Source organism: Streptomyces sp. NA02950 (genome assembly GCF_013364155.1).
Lineage (GTDB): Bacteria > Actinomycetota > Actinomycetes > Streptomycetales > Streptomycetaceae > Streptomyces.
In genome coordinates this window covers 8,619,244-8,632,757 of the sequence record NZ_CP054916.1, presented here as the reverse complement: position 1 = coordinate 8,632,757, position 13,514 = coordinate 8,619,244, and the positions used below count along the sequence as shown (strand labels likewise).

The 13,514-nt window shown below is 72.7% G+C and carries 9 protein-coding genes; 5 read left to right on the top strand and 4 right to left on the bottom strand.

The window, feature by feature from the left end; genetic code table 11:
- The first annotated feature begins 105 nt into the window (after window positions 1-105).
- Window positions 106-2,445 (top strand): excinuclease ABC subunit UvrA, encoded by a 2,340-nt coding sequence (locus tag HUT19_RS37020; RefSeq protein ID WP_176185038.1) that lies wholly within the window; start codon window positions 106-108, stop codon window positions 2,443-2,445.
- 62 nt (window positions 2,446-2,507) lie between these two features.
- Here HUT19_RS37020 and HUT19_RS37015 read toward each other — a convergent pair whose 3' ends face one another.
- From HUT19_RS37015 to HUT19_RS37005, 3 genes are all read right to left on the bottom strand, one after another.
- The gene (locus HUT19_RS37015; RefSeq protein WP_176185036.1) at window positions 2,508-4,061 is read right to left on the bottom strand and encodes a PTS ascorbate transporter subunit IIC; all 1,554 of its coding nucleotides are present in this window, start codon (window positions 4,059-4,061) and stop codon (window positions 2,508-2,510) included.
- Between the two features lie 22 nt (window positions 4,062-4,083).
- Window positions 4,084-4,929, bottom strand: coding sequence for a PTS sugar transporter subunit IIA (locus HUT19_RS37010; protein ID WP_176185034.1), 846 nt, complete (start codon window positions 4,927-4,929; stop codon window positions 4,084-4,086).
- 268 nt (window positions 4,930-5,197) lie between these two features.
- Window positions 5,198-6,382: an MFS transporter gene (locus tag HUT19_RS37005; protein WP_176185032.1), complete on the bottom strand. Its 1,185-nt coding sequence runs from the start codon at window positions 6,380-6,382 to the stop codon at window positions 5,198-5,200.
- A gap of 56 nt (window positions 6,383-6,438) precedes the next feature.
- On the opposite strand from HUT19_RS37005, the gene HUT19_RS37000 reads away from it, so the two are divergent.
- The 4 genes from HUT19_RS37000 (at window position 6,439) to HUT19_RS36985 (ending at window position 10,566) form a co-directional block, all read left to right on the top strand.
- Window positions 6,439-6,993 (top strand): CGNR zinc finger domain-containing protein, encoded by a 555-nt coding sequence (locus HUT19_RS37000; RefSeq protein WP_176185030.1) that lies wholly within the window; start codon window positions 6,439-6,441, stop codon window positions 6,991-6,993.
- 505 nt (window positions 6,994-7,498) lie between these two features.
- The gene (locus tag HUT19_RS36995; protein ID WP_176185028.1) at window positions 7,499-7,933 is read left to right on the top strand and encodes a thioesterase family protein; all 435 of its coding nucleotides are present in this window, start codon (window positions 7,499-7,501) and stop codon (window positions 7,931-7,933) included.
- 264 nt (window positions 7,934-8,197) lie between these two features.
- Complete coding sequence (locus HUT19_RS36990; RefSeq protein WP_176185026.1) at window positions 8,198-9,442, top strand: acyl-CoA dehydrogenase family protein; 1,245 nt, start codon at window positions 8,198-8,200, stop codon at window positions 9,440-9,442.
- On the top strand, window positions 9,439-10,566 hold the full coding sequence (locus HUT19_RS36985; protein ID WP_176185024.1) for an acyl-CoA dehydrogenase family protein: 1,128 nt from the start codon (window positions 9,439-9,441) through the stop codon (window positions 10,564-10,566). Before HUT19_RS36990 ends, HUT19_RS36985 begins: the two co-directional genes overlap by 4 nt.
- Window positions 10,567-10,649: 83 nt before the next feature.
- On the opposite strand, the gene HUT19_RS36980 is transcribed toward HUT19_RS36985, so the two are convergent.
- On the bottom strand, window positions 10,650-13,451 hold the full coding sequence (locus HUT19_RS36980; protein ID WP_176185022.1) for an AAA family ATPase: 2,802 nt from the start codon (window positions 13,449-13,451) through the stop codon (window positions 10,650-10,652).
- Window positions 13,452-13,514: the final 63 nt, after the last annotated feature.

The following is a 13,514-nucleotide window of genomic DNA, read 5'->3' as shown; positions in this document are numbered from 1 at the left end:
GGGGGTTTCACGGGGAGTTGAAGGTTATCCCCCCGGTTCCCCCGTGTGCCGTGCGCGGATTGCGGCATAAGTCTTCACTGGTACTTCAATGAAACACTTGAAGCCATGGATATCAGCTACGACAACTCCGCCCTTTCCCCCTGCCCTCCGCCGATATCGGACCCGGTGCTCCCCGCCCCGGACCGCACCGCCGCGGACAGCCATGATCTGATCCAGGTGCGTGGTGCCCGCGAGAACAACCTCACCGGTGTCTCCCTCGACATCCCCAAGCGGCGGCTCACCGTGTTCACCGGGGTTTCCGGCTCCGGTAAGTCCTCGCTGGTGTTCGACACCATCGCCGCGGAGTCGCGGCGGCTGATCAACGAGACCTATACGGCGTTCGTCCAGTACTTCATGCCGTCCCAGGCCCGTCCCGATGTGGACGCGCTGCGCAATCTGAGCGCCGCGATCATCGTGGACCAGGAGCGGATGGGCGCCAACTCCCGTTCCACCGTGGGCACCGCCACCGACGCCCACACCCTGCTGCGGATCCTGTACAGCCGTCTCGGCTCCCCCGCGGTCGGCCCGCCGATGGCGTTCAGCTTCAACACGGCCGAGGGGATGTGCCCCTCGTGCGAGGGTCTGGGCCGGGTGTCCGAGATCGACATCGGTCAACTGGTGGACCGGGAGCTGTCGTTGAACGAAGGGGCGATCACCGTCCCCGGGTTCGCGGTGGACAGCTGGCACTGGCAGGTGATGGCACAGTCGGGCCTCTACGACCCCGACCGCAAGCTGAAGGAGTACACCCCGGAGCAGTGGCGGGACTTCCTCCACAAGCCCGCCACCAAGATCAAGGCAGGTTCGCAGCAGTTCACCTACGAGGGCCTGGTCACCAAGGTGCGCCGGCTCTATCTGGCCAAGGACCGGGAGTCGATGCAGCCCCAGGTGCGGGCGTTCGCCGACCGGGCGGTCGCGCTCACCGGCTGCCCTGACTGCCACGGCACCCGGCTGAACGAGGCGGCCCGGTCCTGTCTGATCGACGGCCGCTCGATCGCGGAGTGCTCGGCGCTCCAGATCAGCGATCTGGCCGCGTTCGTCCGGTCCCTCGAGGACACCTCCGTCGGACCGGTCCTGGAGACACTGCGGGAGACACTGGACTCCCTGGTGGAGATCGGCCTGGGCTATCTGAGCCTGGACCGGGAGTCCGGGACGCTCTCCGGCGGTGAGGCCCAGCGGGTGCGGATGGTCCGCCATCTCGGTTCCGCGCTCACCGATGTCACCTATGTGTTCGACGAGCCTACGGTGGGTCTGCATCCGCATGACATCGAGCGGATGAACGGGCTGCTGCTGCGGCTGCGCGACAAGGGCAACACGGTGCTCGTGGTGGAGCACAAACCGGAGACCATCCGGATCGCCGACCATGTGGTCGATCTCGGTCCCGGGGCGGGCGCGGCCGGTGGGCATATCACCTACGCGGGCGACCTGGCCGGGCTGCGGGCCTCCGACACCCTGACCGGCCGCTGTCTGGACCGCCGGGTCCCGCTGCGGGAGAAGGCGCGGCAGCCGGTCGGGCACCTCCCGATCCGGGGCGCGCGGACGCACAATCTGCGCGATGTGAGCGTGGACATCCCGCTGGGGGTGCTCACCGTGGTCACCGGTGTCGCCGGATCCGGCAAGAGCTCGCTGATCCACGGCTCGCTCACGGGGCGGGAGGGAGTGGTCGTGGCGGACCAGTCGGCGATCCGCGGCTCCCGCCGCAGCAACCCGGCCACGTACACCGGGCTGCTGGATCCGGTCCGGGCGGCGTTCGCCAAGGCCAACCGGGTACGGCCGGGTCTGTTCAGCGCCAACTCCGAGGGCGGGTGCCCCGCGTGCAAGGGCATCGGCCTGATCTACACGGATCTCGCCATGATGGCCGAGGTGGCGTCGGTGTGCGAGGAGTGCGGGGGCAAGCGGTTCCGGCCGGAGGTGCTCACGTACCGGCTACGGGGGAAGAACATCGGCGAGGTCCTGGCGATGTCGGTGGCCGAGGCCCGTGAGTTCTTCACCACCGGCCACGCGCGGGTGATCCTGGACCGGCTGCTCGCGGTGGGGCTCGGCTATCTCGTCCTCGGCCAGCCGTTGTCCACCCTGTCCGGCGGCGAACGCCAGCGGCTCAAGCTGGCCATCCACATGGCCAGGAACGGGACGACCTACATCCTGGACGAGCCGACCACCGGACTCCATCTGGCCGATGTGGACCAGCTGCTGGAGCTGCTGGACCGGCTGGTGGACGACGGCAACACGGTGATCGTGATCGAGCACCACCAGGCCGTGATGGCCCACGCCGACTGGATCGTGGACCTCGGTCCGGGGGCCGGACACGACGGCGGCCAGGTGGTGTTCACCGGCACCCCGGCCGAGCTGGTCGGCACCGGCACCACCCTCACCGCCCGCCATCTGCGCGCCTACACCGGACGCGGATAGCCACCGGTGGTCCCGGGGTGTCCCGGGACCACCGGACACCGGGGGAAGCGCGGCGGTGGGGGTCAGCGCGGCGGTGGGGGCACCGGGGCGCCCGCGGGCGGCGGGATCCTGGCGAAGGCCGCCGGGACCGCCGCGCCGACCTCGGCGGATGCGGCGGGCGGGGCGGGCATCAGGGCGTCGCGCGCCGCGCCCGGGTCCCAGCCGGTGTCGACCACCCGCTTCTGCACCAGCACGGCGGCGCCCAGCACCGCGAGGCCGATCAGCAGGATGACCACCAGGCCCGCGGCGCCACCGGCCTTGCCCGCGTTGCCGATGAGCGCCCCGAACCAGCCGAAGTCGGCGTCGCCGAAGGTGGTGTTCTGGTCACCGAAGGCACCGAGCACCTTCAGCAGCAGCGCGGGCAGGAAGGTGATGAGCACCCCGTTGAGGAACGCGCCCACGACCGCGCCGCGCCGCCCGCCAGTGGCGTTGCCGTAGACACCCGCGGCACCCCCGGTGAAGAAGTGCGGCACCAGCCCGGGCAGCACCAGGACGAGTCCGAAAGCCGGGTTGAAGATCCAGGTCAGCAGGCCCAGGCTGACCAGACCGCCGGTAAAGCTGGAGAGGAAGCCGATCAGTACGGCGTTCTGCGCGTACGGGAAGACGATCGGCGCGTCCAGCGCGGGCAGGGCGCCAGGCACGACCTTCCGGGCGATGCCCTGGAAGGCCGGCACGAGCTCACCGAGGATGGTCCGGACACCGAAGAGGATCACCGCGACGGCGATGCCGAACTGGAGGCCCTGCATCACCGACTGCATCAGATAGTTGCCGGTGCCGGTGGCCACACCACCGGAGCCGTCGGCGAACGCCTTGAAGGCCGCCTTCTTCCCCTCCTTGGCGAGAAAGGCCACCGCCAGCGCCAGGTAGATCAGCAGCATGGACAGGGCGGTTGCCACCATCGAGTCGCGCAGGAAGCGCAGTCCCTCGGGGAGTTTCATCTCCTCCGTGCTGCGGCTGCGCTTGCCGACCGCCCGTCCGGCGGCGCCCGCGACGATGTACCCGGCCGTGCCGAAGTGGCCTATGGCCACGGTGTCATTGCCGGTGACGCGCTTGGTCCAGGGGTGCGCGAAGGCGGGCATGGCGACCAGCAGGATGCCCAGCAGCACTCCGCCGACCGCGACCACGGCGACCGTCGGCTGTCCGGCGCCGGCCAGGACCACGGTCAACAGGGTCGCCATGAACAGCATGTGATGTCCGGTCAGAAAGACATAGCGCAGCGGGGTGAAGCGCGCCAGCAGCAGGCTGACCACAAAACCCAGGATCATCAGCCAGGCGACCCGGGAGCCGAATCGGTCCTGGGCGATACCGACGATCGCCTCATTTGTGGGGATGACTCCATGGGCGCCTGTGACACCCTGGATCATTGTGCCCAGCGGGGCAAGGGAGTTGGTGACCAACCCCGCCCCCGCACCGATGAGCAGAAATCCGAGTGTCGCCTTGATGGCACCGCCAATGATCTGCCCGGCGGATTTCCTCAGCGCGATGAGTCCGACGGCGGTGATGATGCCGATCAGATACGCGGGTTCGCTCAGGATCTCGTTGACGAGAAATTTCGCGAGGGTGACAAGCCAGCCCATGATTCTTTACTGTTCCCGTCGTTCAGACGTCGTACGTGTCCCGGAGCACCGCGTCCACCTCGGCGGTGCTGGTGAAGTCCTGGACGACCTTCACCGGCCGTCCCACATCCCCCAGGGTCCTGGCGATCTCGCGCGAGGTGAGCAGGGCGACGGCCTCGGACGCCTTGCCCTTGGCGGAGATGGTGTCGGTGGCCTCCACGGTGACGTACCGGGACCAGCCCCAGTGGTCCAGCACCTGTTCCAGGGTGTGCTTGAGGAAGAGGCTGGTGCCTACGCCGTTGCCGCACACGGTGAGGATCTTGTGCAGGGCCGCGGGTCCGGCCTCGGCCGTCTCCGCCGCGCCGGTGGCCGCGGGTTCGGTGGCCGCGGCGGCGGGGGGTTCGGGCGCGGTGGTTCTGGGCTCGGCGGATTCGGGTTCGGACCCGCCTGCGAGGACGGCGCGCAGCGCTTCGGGGGTGGCCGCCGCGGCCAGGGCGGACGCGGTGCCGGGGTCGCCCAGCAGCCGGGCCAGGCCCGCCATCGCCGCGGTGTGCGCGCCGGAGTCCCCGGCCGCGAGGCCCACGACGAGGTCGACCGGGTCGTTCGACGCGTGCCCGAAGGTGACCGGTTCGGCCAGCCGCACCCAGGACATTCCGGTGGCCAGGACGGCGGGGGACGGCCGTGCGTGGGCGAAGGCCAGGCCGGGGGCGATGACGATGTACGGCCCGTTCTCCTCGACATTGGCGATCATCTCGGCGGTGTAGTCATCGGTGGTGACACCCGTGCCGACCATGAGTCCACCGGCGACACGGATCGCTTCGCGCCAATCGGCCACCTGTACGTCGAGCCGAACGGCCTCGACAGGGAGGAGGCTTATCAGTTCTTCCATGAACGAAATCGTGGCATACACACGGAGCGGTCTCGAGACCCGTGCGCATTCCGTGTACGACCGCCCCACCCCATTCCGGGATTTCCGGGATTTCCGGGATTTCCGGGATTTCCAGGAGAGGGGAATGTTTCGGACGGGCCGTCAACGCGCCGGAAAAGGTCATCGACCCGCAACTGCCGCATGCGAGAAGAATCGCGGCGCACTTCCGGGGAGAACGACGCCCCGAGCCGGGGTCCACTCGAGGGCGCCGGATCAGAAGGAGAGGACATCACCCACGGGACATCCACCCACGGGACATCAGGGTGTGGACGAGGGCCGCGAGCAGGCCGAACCCGGCGGCGGTCAGCAGCGCCCCGGGGAGGGACCGGGCCGCGACCGGCCCGGCCAGGCCCGCTCCGAGGGCGAAGCCGGTGACCTTCAGACCGGCGCCGGTGGTGACGATCCGGCCGCGCAGCCGCTCCGGCGCCTCACGGTGGCGCACCGCGAACAGGGCGGCGAGACCGGGGCCTTCGGCGGCCCCGGCGAGGAGCACGGCGGCGATGACCACGGCGGGCCGTCCGCTGGCCGCCAGCAGCGACGCCATGGCCAGGACCACGGCGCTGCCCCCGATGACGGCGTCCGGGCGCAGCGGACTGGGGTGGCGGGAGAGCAGCGCACTCGCGGCGAGTGACGCGGCGGCGGAGGCGGACAGCAGCAGCGCCCCGCGGTCCGCCCCGCCGAACACCGCGGCACCGAGCAGCGGAGCGCAGGTGATGAACGCGCCCTCGCCCGCACAGGTGATCACGGAGGTGGCGGTGGCGCGGGCCAGGGCCCGGTTGCGGAGGATGGCGCGGGCCCCGGCGGTGAGCTCGGTGAGGACCGGGCGATTCCGATGCACTGCCGGAACCGGGCGCCGGGCCGGGGGCAACGTCCAGGCCGCGGGCAGCGCGAGGCAGAGCAGGACGACGGCCACCGCCACGGCGGCCGGTGCCCCGGCCAGGGCCGCGACGGTTCCGGCGAGGGCGGGCCCCACCAGGGTTCCCAGACCGAAGGTCATGGCATCCAGCGCGTAGGCCCGCGAAACGGCCTCCGGCGGTATCAGCTTGGGCAGTTGGGCGGTCCAGCCGCCCGACAGGACCGGGCCGAGCAGCCCCGCGCCCAGTGCGAGGGCGAGGGTGACGGCGAACGGCACCCGGCCGAGGCCCAGCGGGATCGCGGCCAGCGCGACGGCGTGCAGGGCGAGCGCCGCGGTCAGCACCCGGCCCGGCCGGGCGGACCGGTCGAGCAGTGTCCCGGCCACGGGTCCACCGACCGCCGCCGCCACGGTGAAGCCCGCCAGCAGGGACGACCCCGAGGACGCCGAGCCGGTGAGAGCGAGCCCGGCCAGCAGCAGCGCGGGCCCCGCCGTCTCGTCCCCGGTGCGGGCGGCTGCCGCCCCGGACAGATACCTCCCGAGCGAGTAACGCCTCTTCATGCCCGGCACGTTACGGAGGTAACTCAAAATCGCGCCAGATGCGTTACCGTAAGGCCATGCCGCCCCCGAACGACGCCTGGTCCACCCGGCATTCGGTGCAGGCCACCGCGCACCGTACCGCCGCCCTGGTCAATGCCCTGGCCGAGGAGTGCCCCGAGCCCGCCGCGATCGCCGAGGTGCTGCTCGCGCACGGCGAACCGGGCCCCCTCGAGCTCTCCGCCGAGGACGTCGCCGCGATGCGGGCCGCCGCCGGGCGTCTGCGCGAGGTCTTCACCGCCGGGGACACCGACCGCGCCGCGTCCGTGCTCAACTCCCTGCTGCGGGAGGCCACGGGCCGGGTCCGGCTCAGCTCTCACGACGGCACCTCCCCGTGGCATCCGCATCTCGACAGCGACGACAACGCCCCGTGGGACGAGTGGTTGCTCGCCTCGTCCTGTATGGCGCTGACCGTGCTGATCTGGGACCGGCAGCGCCCGCCCGGCGGCGTGTGCGCCTCGCCGAGCTGCCGGAATGTCTTCCTCACCCTGGGCAGTGGCCCCGAGCGCCGCTACTGCTCCCGGCGGTGCGCCACCCGCGAGCGGGTCGCGGCCCACCGGCGGGCCAGAATCTGACACCCTTCGGGACCTGCACGTCCCGGGCCTGAGCGACCACCGGTGGCCACCGATCGCCACCGGTGGTTCTACGGATGCGGTGGTCCCCGAGGGGGCGGAGGCTGATGACTCTCCCGATGGTCCGGAAGAGGCAGCATGACGTCAGCCGTGCGGGCTGCGGCGTCCCCCCGTCGCCTCGTGTCCCGTACCGGGACCGCTCGGCCCGGCGGTGTCCGAGCGCCCGACCCTGACCGGACGTGAGGGTGAACGGCGTGCGGGGCGCAGCCGTACGCCGCCGAGGTCTACGCGGAGCCGGCCCGCGCACTTCCTGGGCGAGGGGCCGACCTTGTCGCCGCGGGAGCGTACGTGGCGGCGCCGGCCGCCGGCGGACTCACCGACAAGGAGATCGCGGCCCGGCTGGTGGCCGTGGTGCGTGGCGCGATGGAGTAGCCATTGCTCATTCCCTCGCACCACGCACCGTCTAGCGTGTGCTGATCAGCACGGCGGAACAGGGAGACGGGCGCGTATGACGGAGTTGGCGGTCACCTACCGGGGCACGGTGTACCCCTGGCACTGCGACCACATGGGACATATGAACGTCATGTGGTACGTGGGCAAGTTCGACGAGGCCACCTGGCAGTTGATGGCCTCCGTCGGCCTCACTCCGGACTATCTGCGCTCCGAGGGCCGCGGTACGGCCGCGGTGGACCAGCGGATCTCCTACCGGCGGGAGCTGCACGCCGGGGACACCGTGGTGATCCGCTCGGCGTTCCTGGAGGCGAAGAGCAAGGTCGTGCGCTTCTGCCACCGGATGGAACACGCGGTCACCGGTGAGATCTGCGCGGTGACCGTGCTGACGGGGGTGCATATGGACACCGTGGCGCGCAAGGCGGTGCCGATGCCGGACGCGCTGCTGGAGGCGGCCCGGAAGGCGGTCGTGGACCTGGACCCCTGGGAGTGACGTACGCCTCACGGCGGATGGCCGCGATGGAGTAGCGATCACTCATCGTCGTGGTGCGGGACGGTGGTCCACTGGACGTGGCGGCCGGGCCGTGGGGACGGAACCCGGGCCGCGAGCCCCGGCCGTGTGATTCCGGCCAGGGGCAATCCCGCTCCGCCCCCGAGCGGGGCCGAAGCGGCGGCCCCGGGGGCGGAAGCGGGGTCCACACCGGATCAGCGCGCCGGGCCGTCGAGCGCGGCGCCCGCCCCCTGAAAGGCAATCCGCATGGCATCAGCACAACCGGCGCGCGGCACGCGGACGGACAAGCGGACGGACAGGACGTGGACGGCCGACCGGCTCAGGTCGGCCGTTCACGACGTCGTCACCGCCCATGACCCGGCCACGACCGACCCGGTGGAGTTCCTGGGCGCGCTGTTCGACGCCGGGCTCGCCTGGGTGCACTTCCCGCCCGGACACGGCGGGCTGAGCGCACCGCGCGCCCTCCAGTCCGTGGTGGACGACGAGCTCACGGCCGCCGGGGCGCCGCCACGCGCCCCGGGGCTGCACACCATCGGGCTCGGCATGGCCGCCCCGGTGCTGCTCGCCTTCGGTGACGAGGCGCAGAAGAAGCGGTTCCTGCGGCCGCTGTTCACCCGCCGGGAGGTGTGGTGTCAGCTCTTCAGCGAACCGGGCGCCGGTTCCGATCTGGCGGCGCTGGCCACCCGCGCGGAGCGGGACGAGGCCACCGGCGACTGGGTGGTCAACGGCCAGAAGGTGTGGACCTCGGTGGCACACGAGGCGCACTGGGGGCTGCTGGTCGCCCGGACCGGCCCCGAGCTGCCCAAGCACCAGGGGCTGAGCTACTTCCTGGTCGACATGCGGGCCCCGGGTGTCGAGGTGCGGCCGCTGCGCCAGGCCACCGGTGAAGCCGAGTTCAACGAGGTGTTCCTGACCGATGTGCGGATCCCGGACACCCACCGGGTGGGCGCGGTCGGCGACGGCTGGAAGGTGGCCTCCGGCACGCTGATGAACGAGCGCGTCGCCATCGGCGCCGGGGCGATGCCGCGCGAAGGCGGTCTGGCCGGCGGGCTGGCCCGGCTCTGGCGGGAGCGGCCCGAACTGCGCACCTCCGGGCTGCACTCCTCGGTGGTGCGTGCCTGGGTGGACGCGGAGGCGCTGCGGCTGACCGCGGAGCGGCTGCGCCAGCAGCTGGCCGCCGGGCAGCCGGGTCCGGAGGGCTCCGCCGCGAAGATCGCGTTCGCCGGTCTCAACCAGCGGATGTCCGGGCTGGCCCTGGACCTCCTCGGGGAGGAGGGGCTCGGCTACGACGACTGGACCTTCCGGCGGCCGGAGCCCGACGACGACTTCTCCACCCGCTCCTTCGGCTTCTTCTACCTGCGGACGAAGGGCAATTCGATCGAGGGCGGCACCACGGAGATCCTGCGCAATGTGATCGCCGAGCGGGTGCTCGGACTGCCGCCGGAGCCCCGGAGCGACAAGACCATCCCGTGGAAGGACCTCCCCAGGTGAGTACTGAGCCCACAGTCGATCTGCTGTACAACGAGGTCGAGGACGAACTGCGGCTTCCGCTGCGCGCCCTGCTGGCCGACCGCTGCCCGGCCGTTGCGCTGCTCGCCCGGATCGAGAGCGACGAGCCGTACGACACCGGGCTGTGGCGGGCGCTCGGGGCCGAGCTGGGGGTGACCGGTCTGAGCGTGCCCGAGGAGTACGGCGGCGCGGGCGCGGGCTGGCGGGAGACGGCCGTGGTCCTGGAGGAGCTGGGCCGCGCGGTGGCGCCGGTGCCGTATCTCGGCAGCAGTGTGCTGGTGACGGCCGCGCTGATGGCGGCGGACGAGACCCGGGTGCTGCCCGAGGTGGCCGCGGGCCGTCGGGCCGCGGCACTGGCCGTACCGTTCTCCACCAGCCCCGGGCTGCCCTTCCCCGACGCGGTGCGGCTCAGCGGCTCCGCCCTCAGCGGTACGGTCACCAGCGTCGCCGACGCGCTGCCCGCGCGGGTGCTGCTGGTTCCGGCCACCGGTGCGGCGGGCCCTGGTCTGTATCTGGTGGACCTCGCCGCGGCGGGCGACACCGTGACCGTCACCCCGCGCCGTTCGCTGGACCTCACCCGGCCGCTGGCGGACCTCACCCTGCGCTCGGCGCCCGCCGTGCCGGTGGCCCTGGGGAACGAGGCGATACGGGTGCTGGAGGTGGCGCTCACCACCGGGGCGGCGCTGCTGGCGTCCGAGCAGCTCGGGGTGGCCGAATGGTGTCTGACGACCACGGTGGGGTATGTGAGGGAGCGTCATCAGTTCGGCAGGCCGGTCGGTTCGTTCCAGGCGGTGAAGCACCGGCTGGCCGATCTGTACGGGCTGGTCTCGCAGGCGCGGGCGGTGGCCCGTAACGCCGTCGCCGCGCTGGACGCCGGTTCGCCGCACACCGCGCTGGAGGCGTCGCTGGCGCAGGCGTTCGTCTCGGAGGCGGTGGTGGAGACCGCCGAGGCCGCGCTGCAACTGCACGGCGGTATCGGCTTCACCTGGGAGCACCCGGTGCATCTGTATCTCAAGCGGGCCAAGAGCGGCGCGCTGGCGCTGGGCACCGCCGACCGGCACCGGTCGGCGCTGGCGCTTCTGGTGGACCTGCCGCCCGCCGCCTGACCCGCCGCCGGAGGGGAAAGCGGCCGACGACGGGCCGCCGCCGGTGCGGCGGCGGCCCGTCCTCGTGGCGGACCGTTCGCGGATCAGTCGAAGAGCAGCGGGTCCTCGAAGTACAGCCGGGCCAGATCGGTCCGGGAGGTGATGCCCAGCCGGGGGAAGATCTTGTACAGGTGGTACTCGACGGTCCGGGGGCTCAGGAAGAGCTGGGCGGCGATCTCCTTGTTGGTGCTGCCCTCCGCCGCGAGCCGGGCGATCCGGATCTCCTGCGGGGTGAGCCGCTCCCCGGTGCCCCGGGCGGACGCGCCGGCGCGGGCCGGCTCCCCCGTGGCGCGCAGCTCCTGACGGGCCCGCTCGGCCCACGGGGTGGCGCCGACCCGGTCGAACGTGGCCGCGGCCGAGCGCAGATGGGCGCGGGCGTCCCGGCGTCTTCGGGCCCGCCGCAGGGTCTCGCCGAAGTACAGCTCGGTACGGGCCTTCTCGATCGGCACACTGCCGCTGTGCAGGGACAGCGCCTCCTCGAAACACGTGATCGCGGTGGTGTCGTCGGAGGCCAGCAGCGCGCGGGAGCGCGCCAGCAGCGCCCGGGCCTCACTGCGCGCCGAACGGGACTGCCAGCGCTCCAGGGACGCCAGCGCCTCCTGGGCGGCCTGCCGCTCCCCGGAGCGAACGGCGGCTTCGATCCGGTCCGGCAGCGAGAAGAACGCCACGATGGGGTGGCCCGCGCCGGGTTCGGCGACCGCGACCCGCTCCAGCAGCCGCAGCGCCTCGGGATAGGCGCCGCGCATCAGGGCGAGGCAGGCGAGGGCGTGGCGGCTGGTGGCCACGGCGAGGCCGATCCGGCGGCGCAGGGCGGTGCCCAGGGCCTCGTCGGCGGCCTCGCGGCACTGCCGTTCGTCGCCGCGCAGGGCGCACATGAAGGCGCGCCGGGCCAGGTGGATGGCGGCCAGGTTCTCCTGGCCGGATTCGCGGGCCAGCCGCAGCCCTTCGTCGGTGAGGGCCTCCGCGTTGGCCATCCGCCCGCTGTACAGCTCGAGTTGGGCGGTGAACTCCAGGTTGCTCGGCAGCACACCCACGTGGCCCGAGGCCCGGGCCGCCTCGGCCACCCGCCCGAACAGGGCGAAGGCGGTGGCGGCTTCGCCGAGGTAGAGCGAGCCGACGCCCGCCCAGCCCACCAGCAGCGGTTCGCCCGCCCGCTGGGCGGCGTCGATGCCCGCGGTGATGAGTTCGGTGCCGCGCTCGAAGTCCTCGGCCACCACCCGGTCGATACCGGTCAGCAGCAGCCGGGTGCCGTCGGTCATCGGCGTCCCGCCGGCCAGTCGTCCGGCCGCCGCGGACAGTTCCCGGAAGCGGCCGGGGTCCCCGGCGTGGGAGGCGGCCTCCGCCGCCTGGATCAGACAGTGGGCGGCCTCGTCGGGAGCCTCGTCGGCGAGCGACCTCGCCGCGGAGCGCAGTGCGCGGTAGGCGTCGGTGAGCACACCGCCACGCATCCGGACGGCGCCGCGCAGCTGGAGCAGCCGGCCGATGACCACCGGCCGGTCGGCGATGGCCAGGGCGTCACGCACCAGGTGTTCGGTGCGCGACGCCTGCCCCGCCTGCCAGGCGGTACGGGCAGAGTCCAGGAGCCGTTCTGTCCGGCGGGCGGGGTCGGGGGTCAGCCGGGCTGCCCGGTCCAGCAGGTCCGCGGCGGTGCCGTACTGAGCCCGGGAGCGGGCGTATGCCGCGGCGCGCTCCAGTTCGTTCGCCACGTCCTCGTCCGGGCCGAGCGCGGCCGCCGCGCGGTGTCCGGCCCAGCGGCCGTCCCGTTCGTGCGGGCGTACCACCTCGGCCAGGGCGAGATGGCAGCGGCGGCGCCGGGCGAGGGGCGCGCCGCCGTGCACGGCGGTCCGCAGCGCCGGGCTGGGGAAGGCGATACGCCGTCCCATGACGGTGATCAGGCCGCTCTCCTCGGCGGCCTCCAGGCTGGACGGCTCCAGGCCGAGGCGGGCGACGGCAGCGGCCACGGTGGCCAGGTCGCCGGTTTCCTCGGCGGCGGCCACCAGGAGCGCCAGCCGGACCGGTTCGGGCAGGGCGCCCTCGGGGCCGAGGAAGGCCCGGCGGGTCCGCGGGCCGAGCGGCAGCGGCACGGGCAGGGTCTCCTCGCCCTGGATCTGACGCTCGGACAGCATGGTGCCGAGTTCGGCCAGGGAGAGGGCGTTCCCCCCGGTTCGGGCGGTCAGTTCGCGGGCGACGGCGGCCGCCGGACGCACTCCCGCGGTGGCGGCCAGCAGGGCGGTGGCGGCGTGTTCGTCGAGACCGGGCAGGGCCAGCCGGGGCAGTACGGGGTCCTCGAGCGCCTGGGGTCCGGGGTCCCGCTGGGCCAGGAGCAGCGCCACCCCGTCCGAGCGCAGTCTGCGGGCGGCGAACAGCACGCTCTCCAGGGTGGGCCGGTCCACCCACTGGACGTCGTCCAGCAGGCACACCAGACCGCGTGGCCCGACCGCGCCGCCGTCGGCCGCGGCCGAGGTGAGCAGGGTCAGGGCGGCCATGGAGACCAGCGCGGGATCGGCGGGCGGGGCGCCGGTCAGCCGCAGCGCGGCCGAAAGGGCCCCGGCCTGCTCCGCCGGGAGCCCGGGCAGCCGTGGCAGCAGGGGCCGCAGCAGCTGGTGCAGGCCCGCGTAGGGGCAGCCGGACTCCTCCTCGGCGCCGCACACCCCGAGCAGGCCCGCGCCGAGGCCGGTCGCGCGCCGCCTGGCGTGCTCCAACAGGGCGCTCTTGCCGCTGCCCGGCTCGCCGTGCAGCAGGAGCAGGCCACCGCGGCCCGCCGTGACGCCGTCGAGAACACGGTCGATCACGGCCAGCTCGGTGGCCCGGCCGTACGTCCCGTGATGCGTGTGGTTGATCCTCATCCTCCGGTCAGCGCGCTGTTCTCATCGTAGAACGTGCTGGTCAGCGTGGCCTGCACGGAGCCG

What these genes read in the sequence shown, in the direction of transcription:
- HUT19_RS37020 (WP_176185038.1), top strand. Translation starts at nt 106, where the DNA reads ATGGATATCAGCTACGACAACTCCGCCCTTTCCCCCTGCCCTCCGCCG.
- HUT19_RS37015 (WP_176185036.1), bottom strand. Translation starts at nt 4,061, where the DNA reads ATGGGCTGGCTTGTCACCCTCGCGAAATTTCTCGTCAACGAGATCCTG.
- HUT19_RS37010 (WP_176185034.1), bottom strand. Translation starts at nt 4,929, where the DNA reads ATGGAAGAACTGATAAGCCTCCTCCCTGTCGAGGCCGTTCGGCTCGAC.
- HUT19_RS37005 (WP_176185032.1), bottom strand. Translation starts at nt 6,382, where the DNA reads ATGAAGAGGCGTTACTCGCTCGGGAGGTATCTGTCCGGGGCGGCAGCC.
- HUT19_RS37000 (WP_176185030.1), top strand. Translation starts at nt 6,439, where the DNA reads ATGCCGCCCCCGAACGACGCCTGGTCCACCCGGCATTCGGTGCAGGCC.
- HUT19_RS36995 (WP_176185028.1), top strand. Translation starts at nt 7,499, where the DNA reads ATGACGGAGTTGGCGGTCACCTACCGGGGCACGGTGTACCCCTGGCAC.
- HUT19_RS36990 (WP_176185026.1), top strand. Translation starts at nt 8,198, where the DNA reads ATGGCATCAGCACAACCGGCGCGCGGCACGCGGACGGACAAGCGGACG.
- HUT19_RS36980 (WP_176185022.1), bottom strand. Translation starts at nt 13,451, where the DNA reads ATGAGGATCAACCACACGCATCACGGGACGTACGGCCGGGCCACCGAG.